Raw genomic sequence first — 21298 nt, 5'->3', positions numbered from 1 at the left:
GTTGGCACTCTTTATGAGTCTTAATAAATTATGAGTAGCACTGTTTATGAGTGGTACTAAAAGTAGATAGTGGGTTGTCCATACAAAAAATAAGGGGCTGTAATAGATAAGGATTAAATATCACACCATATTCTTAGTATCTTAAGCTGATTAGACGGTGCGCCATAGTTAGCCCTAAACTCGCACTCTTTCAAAAATAAATGGAAATGCTTCTTATCGATCCCATTATGTTTTCTGAGTGTTCGTTTAGACTGATTCCAAAAGTTCTCAATGCCATTGATGTGATTGCTTTTACCGCAAGTAAACTCTTTAAAGTGATTGACTCTGAGGTGTTTAAACTCGCTCACATCCAATGCATGGTAAATTCGATAACTATCAGTATAAACAAAGCTGTCAGGCTTGATTTTACGCTTAATAACGGGCATTAGGGTAATCTGATTCTTGTAATACTTACAATACAGCTATTTCATATGATATGTCATATGAATAAGTCGCAAGTTAGAAAGCTAAAAACCCTTTATACTATTTTTCGCATAGCATAAAGGGTTTTTAGCTTTCTTAGATGACGTTGCCAATGTTCAACACGCCCTAATTTATTAGCTAGCGAGCTGAAGCTTTTTTACGTTACCCATAAGTGCGCTAAGATTTTTCTCAAGCTTACTTTTTTCTAGCTTCATTCTAACGACAACCTTAATAATCTCATCAGCTATCTCCTTATTGCCTTCAGCCACTGCCTGTTGCAATGCTAGGCCTTCACGCATAATAGCAACCCTTAAAGGCTCGATCTTATAAATAATACGGTTGATAGATTTATGCAGATCCGACTGTCTATAGCACTCTTTTACCTTAGATGATTTATATAAGAGACTGTTTTTATCACTTTTTGCGCGGGCTAACGTCTCGATATAATCAGCCGCTATCTTGTCAGCATAATCATCTTGAATACCAATCTCTAAAATATTTTTTACTAATATGATATCTATTTTTTCTAATTCAGTCTCTTTAATGGCACTTTTTAACATTTCACACAGTCCTTCGTAAATGTTGGGATTAGGGGTGAATTAAGTGGTTATCGCATATAAAAAGCAAAGCCATCGGCGTCACTATAATTGGCACGTGGATTCGTTGTTTGCGCACTCTTATATTCACACTCGTATAAAAGTTACTTTCACAACCATGCCAATCAATTCGTAATTGAGCTCACTCAAGAATATTTATATAACAATATACTTATGTTCATTCTAACCTAAGAGTACAAGTGTACACAATAGGTATTCAACCCTTTTGATACAAAGGTTATGAAAAGCGGCTATCAAACCGCCATAGATTGATATTTATTTTGAGAATAGTACTGTTGAGGTTTATCAAAATGATGAGGGTAAACAACTCCCTCATTATTAGGAATTGTTTAATGACGCGTGGATTCTTGCTAGACATATCTAAAATTGATTGATGGAATATTTACAAAGAAATGAATGAGCTACTTTTACTAAGAAGGGAAAATCACTGGCTCATCGCCATCTTGCCAAGGTTGAAACTTGGTCATGGCTTGTATAAATAATGGATGCGCTAGCCAGTTTTTTAGCCATATTTGCAGTTTAGGATAAGGCAAACTGTAAAAAACGTCGCGATCTACATGAGCAAATTGGCGGACAAATGGCATAATACCGATATCGGCAATGGTCACACTGTCTCCTAGCAAATAAGTATTTTTAGTAAGCAGTGCTTCTAAAATCTGTAGAAATGCTTCACCTTTTTGCCGATATTCTGTTTGGGTCATTTCAAGATGACGGTCAGCATATTTATAGCGATCTAGCCAATGCTTAAACTCCTGATCGTTTTGCTCAATTAACGTATTACCTTGATGCAAAGTCTTAGGGTTCAACAGCTCTTGTGGATCTTGCTGTTCAAGCGCCCACTCCATTATTTCCCGACTCTCTTCAATCACAACACCATCAGCGAGCTGTAAAACGGGCACGGTGCCTTTTGGACTAATCGCTAGCATTTTCGCAGGTTTGTTTTTTAAGGTTATCTCCCGTAGCTCTACCGGCAACTCGGCAAACAACAGACCGAGACGCGCGCGCATGGCATAAGGACAGCGACGAAAAGAGTAAAGACAAGAAAGGGAGTAAGCAGTCATATATTTTTTCACAGTTAAAACGAGATCAGCAGCCTTAGAGTCACTAACATCAAGAGTCATTTAGTTTCGTTACTGATCTCTATTAAGGGTTGGTAAAATTAATACTTCAAAGCATTGAACAAAGCCAGTATCATAGCGGCATTGAAAAACCCTTACCTTATTTATTATAAAACAAAAGGAAGATATAGTGTCGCAGGCTCAGACAACTATCACAGAGACACCTCATCTCACAAAAGATCAGAACTCTGTATTAAAGATTCTTACGATCATGGGTTACTTAGAAGGTACGTCCTTTTTATTACTACTTTGCATCGCCATGCCGCTAAAATATATGATGGGTATTGCAGAAGCGGTCACCTACATAGGGATGGCTCATGGCGGATTGTTCATCGCGTATATTTTAATGCTGTTGATAGCCACCACCAAAATAAAAATGCCGCTTTGGGCGATGCCAGCAGGGGTACTCGGATCCTTTTTACCCCTTGGTCCGTTTATATTCGATCATTTATTAAAAAAGAGCTTGAATAAAAAAGTTTAAAACCCCTTCAAAGTAATGTCAAATGACTTACTGAATATGACGAACATTGGTGATTTTAAGGTATAGCGCTGTTTAAGCGCTGGACGGTATGTATTAATGACTGATCATGATGGCTGATTATAGTTATTCGTCAGTCATTAATTTCCCATAAAAACTATCCACTCACTGCGACTGGCACTTTACGAATCAGCCATAAAAAGTACGCGCCGCCAATGATAGCCGCAATCGTACCCGCAGGCAGCTCATAAGGGAAAATAACATAACGCCCAATCCAGTCTGCTATTACCATCACCCCTGCGCCTAACAAAGCCGCTAATGGCAATTGGCGCTCAAGCCTTACCGCACCGAGTGACGTCGCCAAATGTGGCACCATTAGACCAATGAAACTCAATGGCCCAACCGCAAGCGTACTGGCAGTACTTAGTGCCGCCACCAGTGCCAATAGCGCAATCGTGACTGGCGTCACAGCCACCCCCAGATTACGAGCGACCCCTGTACCCAAACCAAGCACTCTTAATGGTTTGATAAGCAGTAAGCTGAGGGTAAATAAAATGAGAGCAATGCCGATAAGATACCACACGGTACTAGGCTGAGCGCTATAAGTGGTTCCCGATAGCCAGCTAAGCATTGCTTCTAGGCGTGGATCGCCAGACAGCTTGACCATGTGCATCACCCCATCCATCATCGCGGCAATACCGATACCGACCAGTAATAGATAGCCAGAGCTTACCTTACGTGCCAGCCAAATAACCAGCAATAATACAGCCATCGCTCCTGATAATCCTGAGATCAACAACGTGCCTGAGCCAGCAGACAGTCCTAAGCTTGGTAGTAGTAAAAACCCTAAGATAACCCCAAGCGCCGCGCCCGAGCTCACACCCAATACTTCTGGACTTGCCATCGGGTTGCGGGTGAGCGTTTGCAATAATACACCAGCGATGGCCAACATCAGACCCGTTGCCGCAGCGCTCAAACTGCGCGGTAGCCGATACTGCTGGGTGATCGCCCAATCGGTACTTAGTCCCCAACCACTGACGTCTTGGACAAAAACACAGGCAAGCATAATTATCATTACCACGCCAATACCCCAGCGCCACCATGCCACAGGTGCATGCTTGCCCGTTAGCATTGGAGTCACTGTTTCTATCCGCTCGCGGCGCTGACGCAAAATCAGCCAAATAATCAGTGGTGCACCGAGAATACCCGTCATCGCCCCTGCTGGAATTTGCATATTTAGTATGGGTTCGAGTAATAAAGCAACATTGCTAGTCAGCCATAAAAGTAGTGCCCCTAAGACAAAGGCTGCAAGCAGACGTTTGCTAATAGAAGCAACTCCCAACGCATTAACCAGACTGGCAGCGCCAAGACCGATAAAACCAATTAGACCAACTTCGCTAACCACCAAAGCGGTAACAACCGCCACAATAAGCACCACCAATGCACGGATACCGATAATCGGCACGCCCAAGCGCTTGGCTTGTGAGTCATCGAGACTCATCAAGGTTAATGGTTTTAACAAGGGTAGACAGACAACCGCCATCACGACGGCCGTTATCGCTAGCATCGTACTGGTATGCCAGCTATTCTGTGCCAAAAATCCCGCCGCCCACGACAGCATACCATTACTACGTTCAGCAAAAAACAACACCAAAACATTGGCAACGGCGGCAAGTAGAATGTTTACCACCAAGCCTGCCAATATTAAAATGAGCGGATTAAAACGACTAGGTGCTGACAACGCAAAGACCAGTCCCATACTAATAAGCGCGCCGACAAAGGACACATAAAGTCCGCCATAAATCGCTAAGCTTGGCAAAAACAAGGTCACAATGAGCATGGCCAATTGTGCACCAACGCCGACGCCCAATGTGGTGTCTGACGCTAATGGGTTTTTGACCAATTGCTGTAGCAAAATACTGACAACCCCAAGCAGACCACCTGCCAATAGCGCTACTATACTGGTCGCCACTATATGCAGCTGCGTCGCAAGACTGATAATATCCAATTGCGAGCTTGGAATAAACAAATCACTGATCGGGCGTGTCCACTCCTGAGCGATTAATGCCCACGTGCTCCATACTGACAACACCACAAGGATAATCATTACTGCCCAGATGCGCCATGTATCCTCAAATACCGAAGGTAGTTTCCTAGGTAATTTTGGTGCTGGATTGGGAGGTTTTTGCATAAGCTTGGAGTGTTGCTCTGATGGTGTTTTCAATGTGGGCGACTGAGACGCTGCAAGTGAAGTCATAGGTTTGACATAATCAGTAGTATTATTGGTATGAGAGTGATGAGTCTGTGCGGCAGTATTGATAGTCATGATGCTGCCCCACCTTTTAATGTCACTATTGATAAATTATTTGCCAAACCGACCAGTGACGACATGCCACCATAAATCCATATGGGCGGCAGCTCACCCACGCAGCGCTCATCGCCATAGCCTAGACGCTGCCAAACCAAACTGTCTTTAATCTCAGCTCGGGTTATCGGACTCAGCGGGTCTATGATTAATAGGCAGGTCTCATTATCCAATTGAGCCAAGTCTCCCATTCGAATGGGGACAAACCCCCATTGATTGCCTTTGCCTAATACATCCAGCTTTTTGCCCATCTGACTTAGCACGGGCTGAAACAAACTATTTTTGACATACATGCGCATGTTATTAGCATCAGCGAACTGCACAACGGCAAATCTCTTTACTTTTGGATAGCGCTGCTGCAGACGCTCACTTGCCAGTTTGATATCTTTCTGACTTTTTGTAATATAGCTTTCAGCCAAGGCTGGTTCATCAATTAGCTGTCCCAACTGACGAGTCGGCTCAGTATAATCTGCCCAAATTGCAGTATCACCTTTAGCGGCGAACATGACCGACTCAGAGGGCACATCTCCATAGAGGTTGCGGGCATGCTCATAAAAAAAGTTATCGACGACCAAATCGACAGGCAATTGGGCAACCAATTCCGCATTAGGCTGATAGCGAATGCCCAAATCAATGATTGAGGTTGGCAATTCAGGCGTACCTACCCATCTGTCCCACACCCTCACATCACCCGTCGCTATCGGGGGGTAACCCATAGCGGTCAAGGTTGCCGCATTGCCCCAATCAGGTGAGACTATATTGATGTTAGTGTTATCTGCATTGCCCACTTGAGCGTCTTTTTGTGCCGTTATTGGTTGGTGACAGGCAGTCAGCACGGTGGTCAGTGTTAAGCTTGCTATGAGCGGCAAACACTTATATTTACTGATAGTGAGATTTGAGCCAGCTTTTATACAAGGTTTTATGAAAGATTTTATGGCTATTAAAGAGAACAGAGATTTATAAAGAGCAGGAAACATGGCGGCCTATCTTTTGCGCGAATAAGAGAAAATAAGAAATGAAAAAGATGAGGCAAATACTAGGGCATGCCCTCATTTTAACAACGGTCATAAAAATTTAACCATTTTTAGCCTACTTATTCATTTTCGTTCAGATTGATGATATGCCCTACTAGGCAACGGCGACTGGCTGCCCCGTTATAGGATGACTAAGCAGCTGCATATCTACGTTAAAAATCTTGTGCAATACTGTCGGTTGCATGGTGCTGCCGATATCACCGTTATGGCAAATACGTCCGTTTTTTAAGGCGATAACTCGATCGGCATACTGCGCGGCCAAATTAATATCATGCAAAATAATAACCACACTCAAGCCCTGCTCATCCACCAAACGACGTATAAGCTGGATAACTTCAAGCTGATAGTGCATATCAAGCGCGGCTAATGGCTCATCAAGTAATAAATATCTGGTGTCTTGTGCCAGACACATAGCAAGCCAAACGCGAGCACGCTCACCACCTGAAAGCGTGGCCGTAATGCGGTCAGCGAACGCCTCTGTTTGGGTGATGCGCATGGCTTCTATTACTTTATCTTTGTCCATTTGGTTGGGCTTTTGCAGCCATTTTTGATGCGGATAACGTCCTAGCATGACCAGCTCACGTACTGAAAACCCAGCGGCTTCTGGTAGTTGCTGTGGCAAATATGCCATTTGTCGCGCCAGCTCTTTACTACTGTAATCACTGATACGGCGTTCATCCAAGCTGATGCTACCGCCACTACTTATCATCTCGCCTGCCAACGCTTTGATTAAAGTCGATTTTCCTGAACCATTATGTCCAACCAAAGCGACCAATTGGTTGCTATCAATCTCACAGCTTACATTGTCTAGTAAGGTATTTCCTTGGCGACTGATGGTCAATTGGTTTGCACGTAACATATCGGTACTCATCATGAATTTAAATCGTTGTATTTATATTGGACAGCCAATAAAAACTGATTTTACTCGTAAACGATAATAAAAACAATTATCATTAACTTAAAATACCATTCTTTTTATTTCCGTTCGCTGTTACTTGTAAGTATATATACGACCCATTTTCTTTTATCTGTGACACGTAACCCTCAAATACAAGCCTAATTCTTTATCACCTTAATCATTTTTGAACTCGCACAAACCATTACTCATATCAATAAAGAACACTTCGATGAGTTGATATAAGCTGATTGGATTTTTAGTCGCTTTTATTTCTTTAACCACCAAAGAGCTATCTAGTACCAACGTCAGTAACGACTATCTATGCCGAAGCAATGGCTGTACAAGTATTATTGAAAGACACAAAAAAACGTCTGCTCAATTTCTTGAACAAACGTTTTTAATCCCCTGTACAGCGCCTACCACACAACTTAGCGAGCTACAAACCCGGTATATCGTACTCAACACCTATCAGCTTGTCACAAATGATTGCAAGGGTATAAATAAAAACTAGGGCTTGTTGTGTTGTCTTAGAAGACACAAGCCCTAGCGTTTTAATGCAGAATTTAAAGACAAAAGTTTTTCGGGTCACTGACTCTTGAGTCGGCTGATGGTAATTCCCGTAAAACCAAACAATATCGTTAGTAGTAGCGATAAATAACAGAAGAACGCATAAGGCAGATAATCAAGCACGGGCACGCCTAATGCTTGGCTGATAAACACGCCGCACACACTCCAAGGCACTAGAGGATTGATGACCGTACCTGCATCTTCAATGGTACGAGACAGATTCTTAGGATGTAAATTCAAACGCTCAAACGTCGGACGAAAGGCAGTACCAGATAATAAAATACTCAAATACTGCTCGCCAATAAGCACGTTAATACTCAGAGCAGACATGGCAGCGGCAAATATGGCGCGTCCTGATGTGGTTAAGGTGTCTTTAATCCCTGATAACAGTGCTGGCAAAATACCCAATGCTGTGAGCAAGCCACCGAGACTGAGTGCCAATATTACAATCGCTTGAGTGAAGAACATACTCTGCACACCGCCGCGCGATAGCATACCACCGACTTCACCCAGCTCTAACGATTCAGCTGGTGCATAGCCTGCAAATAAATAGCCACCTAATTGTCCAAAGCTCGGCGAGCTGTGCAAATAAGTAATAATCAATGCTGCCACAATGGTACAGATAATCGTATAAATGGCATTGACACGAAAAACCGCCAACCCAACCAGTACCACGAATGGCAATACCGCATAACCATGTACCAAGCCACTTTCAATCAACTGACCTTGCAATACGGTTACTTGACTCAAGTCAGAGCCTGCGGTCTGCCCAGAAAAAAACCAAAAAATAATGACCGTGAGTATCCACGCTGGTACCGTGGTATACATCATATTGCGAATATGCTCAAACAAATCAATACCCACCACCGATGAAGCAATGGTACAGGTGTCTGATAACGGCGACATTTTATCACCAAAAAACGCCCCTGAGACCACCGCACCAGCCGCAATCGCCACGTTGGCATCAAAGGCATTACTCATACCAATAAAAGCCACACCCAATGTCGCCGCGGTGGTCAAACTACTGCCCAAGGCAATACCAATAATGGAGGTCAATACAAAGGCTGAAATGTAATAATACTCTGGCGATATCAACTGAAAACCAAAATACATCAGCGTTGGAATAGCACCAGACATCATTAAAGCGGCGACCATCAAACCAATAAAGAAGAATAGATAGATAGCACCGATACCACGCATGACACCCGATGCCATTTGCGCTTGCATGTCATCAAAGGTCAAGCCTTTAAACAGACCAATGCCCAGCAAGACACAAATAGCGAGTATCAATGATAAATGCGGTACCCAGCCAAAACCTATCATGGTAACACCCATAATAGCGATGACAATGGCAGAAATCATAAATGCCAGTTGAGGTGAAATTTGGGTTAATATTTTTGGAGGCATCACACATCCTTAGCTTGCCAGTCAAATCTGGCGTTAGGGTTGGCTTTGAGTCGGACAAGTTTAATGAGTTGCAATAGCGATTGCTACCCTCATTATTGATCCAGCAGACTATCGGTCTTAGCTGCCATGACAAAATCATTGCGATGCAGACCTTTAATGCTGTGTGACCACCACGTAACCGTCACCTTGCCCCACTCTACCAATATGCCAGGATGATGCCCTTCTACTTCGGCGATTTCAGCTAATTGGTTGGCAAACTCCATCGCCTTGACGAAGTTTTTGAATTTATATTGACGTTGTAATTGCTTGATGCCATCAACCTCGATCAATGACCAATCTGGAATTTGCTGTAATAGCTCTTGTGTTTCGATGTCGCTGACCGTTGGCGCGCCAATGCGGCAGGCCTCACAGCTGGCTTGTGATAATGTCGTCATTATAATGTCCTTTTATGTTAACTATTCATTTTTTTAATACTGTTATGTTTAATACAGTTACGTCCATGTTGACGCTGTCATTTACGGCTACGTCATTCAAATGATGCCGTTTGTCTTAACCATGCATTAGGCGTTTTTTACCGCATAACTAGGCTCGAACAATCCTAGCGACATGGCTTGTTTGACCATTCCCATGACATCGCTATTGACGATATCAAATAATGTATCCAAATCATCAATGACATAATAAATCGGCTGGATATGATCGATACGATAAGGGGTACGCAACACATCAAGCAAGTCAAACGCTCGGTGCTCTGGTTGATTTTGCGGTTGATGCTGAGGTTCTGCTTGCTGCTCAGAACCAGCATTGAGTGCATAAACCGTCTCAGACGGTGAGCTTAGGATGCCTCCGCCATAGATTCTACGGTTATCTTGTGTCTTTCCAACCAAACCAAACTCGATGGTAAACCAATAGAGCCGTGCCAAAAACCACCGTTCTTCTTTAGTGGCATTAAGACCCAACTTGCCATAAGTTTCATTGAACGTCGCAAAGGCAGGATGGGTCAAAAGCGGACAATGTCCAACGATTTCATGAAAAATATCGGGCTCTTCGATATAGTCCATATCATCAAATCGACGGATAAAAGTTGCCACCGGAAAGGATTTATTGGCAAGCAATTTAAAAAACTTACCAAAACTGATTAATGCAGGGACAGCGGCAGTTTGCCAGCCAGTCGTGGCTTGCAATACCTCATCGATATCATGCAATTGCGGAATACGCGTAGCGGGCAAATTCAGCTTTTTTAAACCGTCTAGATAGGCTGGGCAGGCACGGTTAGGTATTTGCTCGGCTTGACGCTCAAGCAATGCCTGCCACATACCATTTTCATCATCACTATAGTGAATATGACCATGGCTATCTGGCTGATGCGACACGTAAGGTTGTTTTTTAGGCATAGAATCCTGCTTTTTATAAGCAGAATCATCGTGACTGGCATCAGTGCCTAGCGTTTTGCAAGCAACGCTGTTGGCACCGATAGCTTTATTAACAGAATTCGTATGTGGTAGGCGTTCCATGCCTGTATTCCTTTTATTGCCATTAGCGCTCTGAATTTTTGCTATTCGTTTTCAATCATGACTGAACCATAGCTCAGTCATCGCATTGAACACATGGTATTACAGAGCGCAGTGGTTATTAGGGACAAGACAAACTTCTTTTGCCCTGCCCGTTTATTTTATGGATTTTTCCCTAAATGTAGAGGCGCTTACGGTGTTTCAGTTTCTGGCTGACCAACCGTGCCACGACGGACTTGATCGCGCTCGATGGATTCAAATAGGGCTTTGAAATTACCTTCGCCAAAGCCATCTTCGTAATCACCTTTACGCTGGATAAACTCGAAGAATACAGGGCTACCTAAGATAGTTTCAGAGAAAATTTGTAGTAGCAGACGCGGTGCGCCGCCTTCAGTGGTGCCATCTAACAAGATACCGCGCATCTGTAGCTCAGAGACATTTTCGCCATGATTTGGTAGACGCTCACTCAGCATTTCATAGTAAGTTGCGGTTGGAGCAGTCATGAGCGGGATACCCGCTGCTTTTAATTTATCGATGCTGGCAAACAAATCATCGCTGGCCAAAGCAATATGCTGAATACCTTCACCGTTGAAATGCATCAAGTATTCTTCAATTTGACCGCCGCCCTGCTTTGACTCTTCGTTCAATGGAATACGGATTTTGCCATCAGGCGCTGTCATGGCTTTACTGGTCAAACCCGTATATTCACCTTTGATGTCAAAAAAGCGGATTTCGCGGAAGTTAAAGATGCGCTCATAAAAGTTTGCCCAATAAGCCATGCGACCACGGTAAACGTTATGGGTTAAATGGTCGATGACTTTAAAACCATGCCCGACAGGACGACGGTCTACATCAGCAAAAAACTCGAAATCGACGTCATAAATAGACTCACCATCTTTATAACGATCGATGAGATAAATCAGTGAGCCACCGATACCCTTGATAGCAGGCAGGCGCAGCTCCATCACACCAGTGGGTACGTCTACTGGCTGCGCGCCCATTTCGATGGCACGCTCATAAGCTTTTTTGGAATTCTGCACACGAAAACCCATGCTACAAGCGCCAGCACCATGCTCTTCAACGAAATAGCTGGCTTCGCTTTTTGGTTCACGATTTAGAATAAGATTGATATCACCTTGACGGTATAGCGCCACATCTTTTGAGCGATGATTGGCGACATGGGCAAAGCCAAGCTGTTTGAACAATGCGTCGACCGCATCCGGTTGAGGCGAGGCGAATTCAACAAAATCAAACCCATTCAGGCTCATTGGGTTGTCAAATAAATCTGCCATTGTAATCATCCTTAATTTCAATTGGTGGTAAAAATGCGATAAAAAATGTCTTCAATCAATAATTCTTATTGACGATGTATTTATATTAGATTAGGTTTATTTATAAGACTAATTGTTTTTTATGATTTATTTATCAGGTTTACTTATGAATATCAGCATTCGCCAATTAACCGCTTTTATCCAAGTCGCTGACAATGGCAGTTTTACCCGTGCCAGCGATCAGATGCATTTGACCCAATCTGCCGTTAGCGGCTTGATTAAAGAGCTAGAGTCCAGCCTCGGTATTGTGCTGTTCGACCGTACTACCCGCCAGCTGTCTTTGTCGGTAGTAGGACGGCATTTATTGCCACAAGCACGGCGTATCTTGAATGAGATGCAGCTGTTTGAAAATGAGGCGAGCAGTTTAACAAGCTTGGCGCAAGGTCAAGTACGACTCGCTGTTTCGCAGTTTGCAGCCTCTTCGATGCCAGCAGTCATCGCCCAGTTTTCCAAACAACACCCCGAGATTAGCGTGTCGCTATTAGATTGTTCGGCAGAAAACTTACTCAGACATATTCAGGACATTGAAGTAGATTTGGGTGTCGGTACTGAGCTTGGATTTATGGAGGCTGAGGACGATATCAATGCTGATTTGTTATATCAGCTGCCATTTTGTGTGGTGATGCCTGACAACCATGCGCTGGCACAAAAACATGAAATAATGTGGCAGGATTTATTAGACATTCCGCTCATCACGCTGCAAGGCCCTTTCATTGAACAAGTGACAGCCGAGTTGGATGACCGTATCGCCAGTCATATCCAACAGGCACGGTATAAAGTGAATTTTATGTCTACCGCGCTTGAAATGACCCGTCAAGGCTTCGGTATTACCTTATGTTTGCCCTATATGCCCGAAGTCATCGACTGGGTTAGCGCCAATGGCTTACAAATGAGGCCGCTGGCACAACCCGTTAAAATGCGGCAGTTTTTTATCTATCAGCGTTCTTCTCGTGCGTTATCGCCTGCTACCATTGCTTTCAAAGACTTCTTGCAGAGCTATTTTTCCAGTCATTTTAATGACTTACAGCATACTTAAGTATCGCTGATACAGACATGATCGGTGCTTAAAAAGCCTTGAAACACAATGGTTGCAACCAACTATTTTATTAATTATGCAAGATAATTGAATCTCATATTGAGTTAACCGTCAATTTGCTCTATGATTTTTGGCGGCTTGATTTATATTTCATAAGGAAACAACATGTTTGAACGTATCGACTATTACGCTGGTGATCCAATTTTAGGGCTGATGGAAAAATATACAGCAGATAACAATCCTAAAAAGGTCAATTTAGGCATTGGTATTTATTATGATGAAAATGGTGTATTGCCTGTACTTGACTGTGTAAAAACAGCCGAAGAACGCATTGCCGATCCTATTGCGCCGCGTCCTTATCTGCCGATGGCAGGCTTACCAGGACATCGTAAAGGCTGTCAGGAACTACTGTTCGGTAAAGACGCGCAGATTTTAAAAGACGGTTTGGTCGCTACTATCGCTACAATCGGCGGTTCTGGCGCGTTAAAAGTCGGCGCTGAGTTCATCCATGAATGGTTCCCACAATCTAAATGCTATGTGAGTGACCCGACATGGGGCAACCACATTGCCATTTTTGAAGGCTCTGATGTCGAAGTGGGTAAATACCCGTACTACGATAAAGCCAACAGCAGCATCAAATTCGATGAAATGATTGCGTTTTTTGAGACGTTGAACAAAAATGATGTGATCTTGCTGCATCCTTGTTGCCACAATCCAACAGGTCTAGATTTGACCCGTGAGCAATGGGATACCGTGCTGAACGTCATTCAAGCGCGCGAATTGATTCCATTTATGGACATTGCCTACCAAGGCTTTGGCGAAGACATGGACAGCGATGCTTATGCGATTCGTAAAGCTGTCGATATGGGCTTGCCATTGTTTGTCAGCAACTCATTCTCTAAAAACTTATCGCTATATGGTGAGCGTGTCGGTGGTCTATCAGTTGTTTGTCCAACGGTTGACGAGACAGAGCGCGTCTTCGGTCAGCTAAATGCTACCGTACGCCGTATTTACTCAAGCCCGCCATCACATGGTGGTCGTGTGGTCGATATCGTTATGAACGACGAAGCACTACATAAGCAATGGGTTGGCGAAGTTTATGCGATGCGCGACCGTATCAAAGCCATGCGTTTACAGCTAAAATCAGTGTTAGAAGCCAAAATCCCGAACCGCAACTTTGACTATATTACCCGTCAAAATGGCATGTTTAGCTTTACTGGTCTGACGCCTGAGCAAGTCGAACGCTTACAAAGCGAGTTTGGCATTTACATGGTTTCCAACTCACGTATGTGTGTGGCTGGACTGAACACCAGCAACATCGACTATGTGGCCAATGCCATGGCAGACGTCTTGAAAGACTGAGTGAGCACGCATTAAAACGGTGCGGTAGTCAGTAATAGCGATTCATAAAAAGGTTGAGCGAGTGCTCAGCCTTTTTTTATGTCCTACGTTTTTCCTATTTGTTTTACCAAAGAACATCAACGTCCCTAGTATCACGTCTATTTTAAGAAAACACTGCACAAAAACCCTTGCAATCTCCACTTTGATAAATTACATTATGCGTAAGTAGTTAATTATAACGTAATTCATTATATGCTTTAGCAAGGAGCAACCTATGTCAAAGATTGACAACACCCTCATATCCTTTATCGATATCGCCGCTGATTCTGACTTCTCCATTCATAACCTGCCTTATGGTATTTTTAGTGACGCCAAAGACGCTGCTGATAATAATAAGCGCCGCGCTGGTGTGGCTATCGGTGAGTACGTATTGGATTTGGCTGTGCTCGAAGCAGAAGGTTTACTGAGCTTAGAGGGTGGTCCATATTTTGATCAAGCAACGCTAAACGCTTTTATTGACTCAGGTCGAGACAATTGGACCCAAGCACGCACAACCATCCAAACCCTCCTATCTAGTGCCAGCGACGCCTTGCGTGATAATCAAGATTTGCAGAAAAAAGCGCTATTTAATCAAGCAGACGTCACCATGCATCTGCCTGTTCACGTACCAGGCTTTACCGATTTCTATTCGTCTAAAGAGCACGCCACCAACGTCGGCACTATGTTTCGTGATCCAAACAACGCCCTGCTCCCTAACTGGACTGAAATGCCAGTGGGCTATAACGGACGCGCCAGCACCGTCATCGTCAGTGGCACTGAGGTGATACGCCCCTCTGGTCAATTAAAGCCAAACGCTGATGACCGCCCTATTTTCTCAGCCTGCAAGCGTTTAGATTTTGAGCTTGAGACTGCTTTTGTAGTTGGTAAAGGTAATAGCATTGGTCAACCAATCGCAGTGGACAATGCTTCTGAGCATATTTTTGGCATGGTTTTGCTCAACGACTGGTCAGCCCGTGACATTCAAAAATGGGAATACGTGCCTTTAGGTCCATTTAATGCTAAAACCTTTGCTTCTGAAGTCTCGCCTTGGATTGTGACTATGGATGCGTTGGTACCTTTTAAAACGGCATGCCCGATTCAAGAGCCAAAACCATTGGCATATCTAAACGAAAAAGACAGCAATAATAGCTACGACATCCATCTATCAGTTGAGTTATTGCCTGAAAACTCAGATAGCGCCACTGTGGTTTGTGAGACCAACTTCAAGCACATGTATTGGTCAATGGCGCAGCAGCTCACCCACCACACTATCACTGGCTGTAAAGTGGAAGTTGGCGATATGATGGGCTCAGGTACGATTTCAGGACCAACGCCAGATTCTTATGGCTCAATGCTAGAGATTGCTTGGAATGCGACCAAACCTGTCACTTTAAAAGGCGGTGAGACCCGCAGTTTTATTGAAGATGGCGACACAGTAATCATGAAAGGCTATAGCGAAAAAGACGGCATTCGTGTCGGGTTTGGTGAAGTACGCGGCAAAGTACTGCCCGCGCTTAACTTTGATTTTGACAAATAGTCTAGAAAAAATGTGAGCACAGTGTTTTTGAGCTGCCAAGCAACCATCGACCTATAGTCAATCGGTACTGGCAGCCTATTACTTACTGCATTCCCTATCAAAAGGAGTTTGATATGAGCTTTAAAATTGAAAAAATCCATCATGTGGCCTATCGCTGCAAAGACGCTAAAGAAACCGTTGAATGGTATCAAAAATATCTAAACATGGACTTCATCCTTGCATTTGCTGAAGACCACGTGCCTTCGACCAAAGCCTTTGATCCTTATATGCATGTGTTTTTAGACGCAGGTAATGGCAACGTATTGGCGTTTTTTGAAGTACCCAATCAGCCTGAAATGGGTTTTGATCCGAATACCCCGAATTGGGTGCAACACTTAGCCATGAAGGTAAAAAACCGTGATGCCTTAATGGCAGCAAAAAAGCATTTAGAAGAAAATGGTATTGATGTGGTCGGTGTGACCAATCACGGTATCTTCCATTCTATCTATTTCTTTGATCCTAATGGCCATCGTATGGAACTCACCTACGATGATATTACCTCAGAAGAAAAAGTCTCGATGATTACTGAAGCCATGAAGTATGAGATGTTAGAAGAATGGTCACGTACCAAACGCGCACCAGCTCATACCCAGTTTTTACATGCAGAGGAACTGGCTGAAGCAAGAGAAGTCGCGCCTGTCGGTGAGTGATTGACCTGTTATTGTGTTTGCTATCTCTTTTTATATGATTAATTAGGGCGTGCCATCATTTTAAGACCATTGAATGCATCAATATACTAATTGATGACACGCCCTAGGTAGCGAACAATATCTAACCATCATGAAAGGATTCAATGATGAAAATAAAACCCCCTTTAGGAATACTCTTAGCGACTTCGATCGCGATGACTGGTTGCTCTAATAACGACCCAGCAGTAGACGCTGATGTAGAGACAGGCGATGTGACTACTCTAAGATTCTCACACTTTATGACTGCCAATGACAACATAAACACCGAAGCATTGCAGCCATGGGCAAAGAAAATTGAAGAAGAATCAAAAGGCCGCTTAAAGATTGAGATCTACCCTTCTGCTACTCTTAGCAAACCGGGTGCTACCTATGATGCTACCGCAAAAGGTATCGTTGATATTGGTATGCAAGCGCAAGGATATACAGCAGGGCGATTTCCTTTAACTCAAATTGTAGAGCTGCCAGGTATCACCAATACTGCACAGCAGCAGAGCTGCATACTTCATAAACTGTATGATGATAGTGTCATTAAAAATGAGTACGAAGATACTCACCTGCTAGCGCTGATAGGCACTGGACAAGGTGCGCTGCATACCGTAGATAAGCCTATTCGCACGCCAGCTGATATGAAAGGTTTGCGTATTCGTCAACCTTCTGCGGTTGCCAGTCACATTATCGAAGCGACTGGCGCGGCGCCTGTTGGCATGCCTGCCAGTGATACTTATACTTCCCTTCAACGCGGTGTCATTGACGGACTTAGCTTTACTTGGCAGCCCATTCAAGCATTTCGTCTTGATGAGTTAATCAATACGCACACCAACATTCCTTTTTATAACTCTACTTTTGTTATCAGTATGAATAAAGAGAAATACAACAACTTACCTGATGATCTCAAGAAAGTAATTGATGACAATTCAGGGGCGGAGATGGCAGCACGTGTCTCCAAAGTATTTGACGTCAGTAACGCCAAAGCAATGGCCGCAGCCAAAGAAAAAGGCGATATCATGATCGATATCCCTGACCCACTCAATGACCCAGACTGGAAAGGTCCATTAATGGAAGGCTCACAGCACTATCTAGATGAAGTCAATGCCACTGGTCTAGACGCTGACAACGTGTACGAAAAAGCAAAAGCTGCCAGTAGCGCCTGTATGGTCTAAAGGATGAATATCATTAAACGATATTCGGACAAAAATTCCTTTACGCGATAGTCGGTCAGTTTATATGATTAAAACTTATATAGTAAAAAAACCAGCTACGCAATTTGATAACGCTGCGCGATTGCTAGAATTTGCTCAACCACGTTGTGTTGCTCACTCATAGGCAATTGCTCTGTCGTTCCGATGATAGTGATGGCGTACTCTAGTGGTAGTCCTTTGCTAGCAGTTTTGCCACTAACAGCAGATAGATTAACAGCGCTATTAACAAACGGCGGCAATATGACAGGAATCGTAATGGCATTAATCCCCATGAGCATATCACCCGTCACTGTCGCATAGCCTTGGGTACGAATCTTGGCTTGCAAGTGACTGAAATTCTGCCATTTTTCTGTGATTATTGCTTCATTGTCTGTCTGCCATTCAGCTGTGACCAATGGCTGAATGACGGCATCTGGCTGATAACTGGCAAATAATTGCCCCGTCGCCGATGTCGTCAGCGGCATACGTGAACCGATACGAGTGATAATACTAATCGGGCTATCTGGTTCAACGGACTGAATAATAATAGGACCTTCGCTAAACCATTTGGCAATCTGCACACCGCAATTCAGGGTGTCTTTGATTTCATTAGCGATGTGCGTCAGCCGCTCTAAAATATTGTTTTGACTAAATCCAGAGTGCCCCAATGCTGCCAATGTGTTAACCCTATCGCCTAGCCCGTAGCGACCATCATCAAGCTTACGCGCATAGTTTTTACGTATGAGGCTGACCAAATAGCGGTGACACTTTGCTGGATGCATTTGCATCACTTGCGCAATATCTTTTAGCATCATCGGCTCGTTATGATCGATAAGAACGTCTACCACCGACAATCCAATCTCCAGTGACTGGACGCCACTTTGACTTTTATTGGTTGTCACGGGATTTTCTAAAGGGCTTTCAGCTGCTGGCATGTTTTGCTCAATGAGTAATTTACTTGGCATATTAATCTAACATATTCATGAAAAACTGAAATGAAGAGGTAACGTCATAAGAGTTTTTTAATTGTATAAGATACATTTCGTACCATTAATTATAACCGCTTATCTCATTCACAACCTACCATAATAAAAGGAATTCACAATGATGACACTTTATGGCTACTTTCGCAGCAGCACCTCGTATCGTACTCGTATCGCGATGAATCTCAAAGGCTTAGACTATGACTATATTTCGGTCAATTTAGCAAAAGATGAGCAGTTAGCAGATGCGTTTAAATCACTCAATCCACAAGGATTGGTGCCTGTTTTACAGACCGATGATTTATTACTATATCAAAGCCCTGCCATCTTAGAATGGTTAGAAGAAGTTCATTCAGAAAACCCGCTATTGCCTAAAGACGCGGCTGGACGGATGCAAGTACGAGCCATTAGCGCTATGATTGGTTGTGATATTCATCCCATTAATAACCGCCGTATCTTACAATATCTACGCAATGAGCTGGCGGTAGACGAAGAAAAAGTCATGGCGTGGTGCAACCGTTGGATGAGTGAGGGATTTGCGGCGTTAGAAAAAATACTAGCAAAAGACAAAAGCCGTGGAAAATTTTGCTACGGTGACAGCTCTACTTTTGCAGATTGCTATTTGATTCCTCAGGTCTCTTCGGCGCGACGTTTTAACGTGGATTTAAGTGCTTATCCCAATATCGTCGAAATTGACACGCATTGCCGTACGCTCAAAGCCTTTGCTGACGCTGATCCTAGCATGCAGCCTGATGCGCCCAAGTCTCAATAAATACTCAAACAGGGTGCTTTCAGTAAGGGTGTTTTGCTATTAAATGACTAGGGCGTGTCCTCAATTCAATCGAGTATCCTCTAAATGGGCTAAAAATGGCTAAATCTTGCCAAACATCGTCAAATAGCTGGTTAATATCCTGATATTATCTGCGCTATTTTCCTTGTTTGACGGCAATTTATCTCATTTTTATTACCATTTTTAAAATGAGGACATGCCCTAGAAAATTAAATGATTAGAGAATTAAATAACAAAACGCCCTTATAATTTCTGGGCTCAGGGCTCAGACAAAGCAATCAAAGCGAATGACTGCCTGAAAACAGGCAAAGCATTGATACTCTTAAGCCAAACATAGTATTTAATATTTCATCGAATCATCACTTCTACTTTTCATCTCAATATAATATTTCATATATGCAAATTATTGGTTGTATAGCAGTCAACTGTTGGCTATTCTTGGTATAGGCGTTGTTATATCTCAAATTTAGAATTAATTTTAGATAAACATACTGTTTTATACATTAAAATAAGGTTGGATATTATGAGTTATACACATCTATCAAATAACAAAGACGCTCTACCATCCCATGCCGCTCAAGATATTTATGATTTAGCCCTATCGGCTAGAGAAGAAACAGAAACCTGTAGAAAAATTGCACCGACAGTGGTCAAAAAACTGTCAGAGTTGTCGTTATTTAGGATGGGACTGCCAAAATCGTTGGGAGGATGGCAAGGCAATCCTGTGGAAACGTTAAAGGTTTATGAGACGCTAGCCAGTGCTGAAGCCTCAGTTGCTTGGATCGTTTGGAACAACCATTTGGCCTGCACATTTGGACGATTTTTAGACGAGCCTAGTATGAAAGAGATATACAGTGACCCCTCTCATGTCTATGCCAACTCTGCACGCCCTGAAGGGATTGCTAAACAAACCGCTGAAGGATATACGGTCTCAGGTCAATGGACATTAGTATCAGGTTGTGAATTGGCAGACTGGTTTGTGCTGCGCTGCTTGGTAATATCCGAAGGCTCGCCTACGACCCTTGGACCGGGTGCAAATTTAAAGCTGTTCTTTATTCCAAAAAAAGATGTGGAAGTGATTGATACTTGGCATGTTGGTGGACTAAATGGTACAGGCAGTCACGACATCGTCATCAAAGACGCGTTTGTGCAGGAGCGTTATGCGGTCGATTTTGATAGCCCTGTCGCCATCGATAATGCGTATAGCCGCCTACCAATCGGTTGTATTAATGCCGTTGGCTGTGCAGCGATGGCACTGGGTGTCTTAAAAGCGGCGACAGATGAGTTAATCGAAATTTGCCTTAAGAAAGTAACGCCCGGTAGAAGCCCAGATTTGCGTGATCGTGCAGCAGTACAAGCGACTATCGCTAAAAGCAAAACCTTATTAGCGTCTAAGCGCGCACAGTTACACAATAGTGTCGAGGTATTATGGAACGAAGCACAGCAACAGAACACCTTTACCGATACACAGCTGGCTGATGTGTGGGCAGCAGCCTGTGAAGCAGCGAGAGAAGCCAGAGCCATGGTATCGGAAATTTATGCGGTCGCTGGTACGGTCTCGCTATATAAAAAACATAGAATAGAAAGAGCGCATCGAGACATTCATGCTATTTTACAACATGGTATCGTGCAGCCACATTGGATGGAGCAAGCTGGCATGGCTTATGTCGGATTGACCCCAAATGCAGCCATGTTCAGAGTATAGAATTGCTTTTATAAAAATAAATAAGCCCTCATAGAATGAGGGCTTTTTATCGATTGGCTATTGAGCCAAAGAAAAACAAATCATTGGTAAAAGTCATTTGGTGACTACCAAATAGTGACTACCAAATCATCACGCTGAAAACGTCTTCATGCTCATGTTACAAAAAAGCAAGA

General features: G+C 43.3%; 18 protein-coding genes and 1 pseudogene. 8 read left to right on the top strand and 11 right to left on the bottom strand.

What is annotated here, in order from left to right:
- Positions 1–113: 113 nt before the first annotated feature.
- From JMX95_RS05460 to JMX95_RS05450, 3 genes and pseudogenes are all read right to left on the bottom strand, one after another.
- Positions 114–431, bottom strand: a pseudogene (locus tag JMX95_RS05460) (IS1595 family transposase); the annotation flags it as partial.
- Between the two features lie 165 nt (positions 432–596).
- On the bottom strand, positions 597–1022 hold the full coding sequence (locus tag JMX95_RS05455) for a hypothetical protein (RefSeq protein ID WP_201560215.1): 426 nt from the start codon (positions 1020–1022) through the stop codon (positions 597–599).
- Between the two features lie 467 nt (positions 1023–1489).
- Complete coding sequence (locus JMX95_RS05450) at positions 1490–2140, bottom strand: glutathione S-transferase (RefSeq protein WP_201560214.1); 651 nt, start codon at positions 2138–2140, stop codon at positions 1490–1492.
- Between the two features lie 187 nt (positions 2141–2327).
- Here JMX95_RS05450 and JMX95_RS05445 point away from each other — a divergent pair, with 187 nt between their 5' ends.
- Positions 2328–2678, top strand: coding sequence for a DUF3817 domain-containing protein (locus JMX95_RS05445; RefSeq protein WP_227675982.1), 351 nt, complete (start codon positions 2328–2330; stop codon positions 2676–2678).
- A gap of 154 nt (positions 2679–2832) precedes the next feature.
- Here JMX95_RS05445 and fhuB read toward each other — a convergent pair whose 3' ends face one another.
- The 7 genes from fhuB to hppD all read right to left on the bottom strand — a co-directional run bounded on the left by fhuB (position 2833) and on the right by hppD (position 11749).
- A complete protein-coding gene (gene fhuB, locus JMX95_RS05440) occupies positions 2833–5001 on the bottom strand; it encodes a Fe(3+)-hydroxamate ABC transporter permease FhuB (protein ID WP_227675981.1) in 2169 nt (722 codons plus the stop codon).
- Positions 4998–5909: an ABC transporter substrate-binding protein gene (locus JMX95_RS05435; RefSeq protein ID WP_227675980.1), complete on the bottom strand. Its 912-nt coding sequence runs from the start codon at positions 5907–5909 to the stop codon at positions 4998–5000. The genes fhuB and JMX95_RS05435 overlap by 4 nt, the downstream gene beginning before the upstream one ends.
- Before the next feature lie 259 nt (positions 5910–6168).
- On the bottom strand, positions 6169–6933 hold the full coding sequence (locus JMX95_RS05430; RefSeq protein ID WP_201560285.1) for an ABC transporter ATP-binding protein: 765 nt from the start codon (positions 6931–6933) through the stop codon (positions 6169–6171).
- Positions 6934–7557: 624 nt separating this feature from the next.
- On the bottom strand, positions 7558–8946 hold the full coding sequence (gene nhaC / locus JMX95_RS05425; RefSeq protein WP_055124079.1) for a Na+/H+ antiporter NhaC: 1389 nt from the start codon (positions 8944–8946) through the stop codon (positions 7558–7560).
- A 92-nt stretch (positions 8947–9038) separates the two neighbouring features.
- Positions 9039–9380 (bottom strand): 4a-hydroxytetrahydrobiopterin dehydratase, encoded by a 342-nt coding sequence (locus tag JMX95_RS05420; RefSeq protein WP_201560213.1) that lies wholly within the window; start codon positions 9378–9380, stop codon positions 9039–9041.
- A 126-nt stretch (positions 9381–9506) separates the two neighbouring features.
- Positions 9507–10460: a phenylalanine 4-monooxygenase gene (phhA, locus tag JMX95_RS05415; protein ID WP_201560212.1), complete on the bottom strand. Its 954-nt coding sequence runs from the start codon at positions 10458–10460 to the stop codon at positions 9507–9509.
- A 188-nt stretch (positions 10461–10648) separates the two neighbouring features.
- Positions 10649–11749 (bottom strand): 4-hydroxyphenylpyruvate dioxygenase, encoded by a 1101-nt coding sequence (gene hppD, locus JMX95_RS05410; RefSeq protein ID WP_201560211.1) that lies wholly within the window; start codon positions 11747–11749, stop codon positions 10649–10651.
- 145 nt (positions 11750–11894) lie between these two features.
- On the opposite strand from hppD, the gene JMX95_RS05405 reads away from it, so the two are divergent.
- The 5 genes from JMX95_RS05405 (at position 11895) to JMX95_RS05385 (ending at position 17629) form a co-directional block, all read left to right on the top strand.
- On the top strand, positions 11895–12824 hold the full coding sequence (locus JMX95_RS05405; RefSeq protein WP_201560210.1) for a LysR family transcriptional regulator: 930 nt from the start codon (positions 11895–11897) through the stop codon (positions 12822–12824).
- A 165-nt stretch (positions 12825–12989) separates the two neighbouring features.
- Positions 12990–14186 (top strand): aromatic amino acid transaminase, encoded by a 1197-nt coding sequence (locus JMX95_RS05400; RefSeq protein WP_055124082.1) that lies wholly within the window; start codon positions 12990–12992, stop codon positions 14184–14186.
- A 253-nt stretch (positions 14187–14439) separates the two neighbouring features.
- Positions 14440–15741, top strand: coding sequence for a fumarylacetoacetase (gene fahA / locus JMX95_RS05395; RefSeq protein ID WP_413786821.1), 1302 nt, complete (start codon positions 14440–14442; stop codon positions 15739–15741).
- A 113-nt stretch (positions 15742–15854) separates the two neighbouring features.
- On the top strand, positions 15855–16430 hold the full coding sequence (locus tag JMX95_RS05390; RefSeq protein WP_201560209.1) for a VOC family protein: 576 nt from the start codon (positions 15855–15857) through the stop codon (positions 16428–16430).
- Between the two features lie 146 nt (positions 16431–16576).
- A complete protein-coding gene (locus JMX95_RS05385; protein ID WP_201560208.1) occupies positions 16577–17629 on the top strand; it encodes a TRAP transporter substrate-binding protein in 1053 nt (350 codons plus the stop codon).
- Positions 17630–17724: 95 nt separating this feature from the next.
- Here JMX95_RS05385 and JMX95_RS05380 read toward each other — a convergent pair whose 3' ends face one another.
- Positions 17725–18612 carry an IclR family transcriptional regulator gene (locus tag JMX95_RS05380; protein WP_227675979.1) on the bottom strand — a complete coding sequence of 296 codons (888 nt, stop codon included), beginning with the start codon at positions 18610–18612 and terminating at the stop codon, positions 17725–17727.
- Positions 18613–18754: 142 nt separating this feature from the next.
- On the opposite strand from JMX95_RS05380, the gene maiA reads away from it, so the two are divergent.
- Both maiA and JMX95_RS05370 read left to right on the top strand, forming a co-directional pair.
- Positions 18755–19402, top strand: a complete 648-nt coding sequence (gene maiA / locus JMX95_RS05375; protein WP_201560282.1) for a maleylacetoacetate isomerase — start codon at positions 18755–18757, stop codon at positions 19400–19402.
- A 541-nt stretch (positions 19403–19943) separates the two neighbouring features.
- Positions 19944–21125, top strand: coding sequence for an acyl-CoA dehydrogenase family protein (locus JMX95_RS05370; protein WP_198330805.1), 1182 nt, complete (start codon positions 19944–19946; stop codon positions 21123–21125).
- Positions 21126–21298 lie beyond the last annotated feature (173 nt).

The sequence above is a fragment of the Psychrobacter sp. NC44 genome, assembly GCF_904846655.1.
In the GTDB taxonomy this organism is placed as follows: Bacteria; Pseudomonadota; Gammaproteobacteria; order Pseudomonadales; family Moraxellaceae; genus Psychrobacter.
This window is presented reverse-complemented; position numbering and strand designations above follow the sequence as displayed.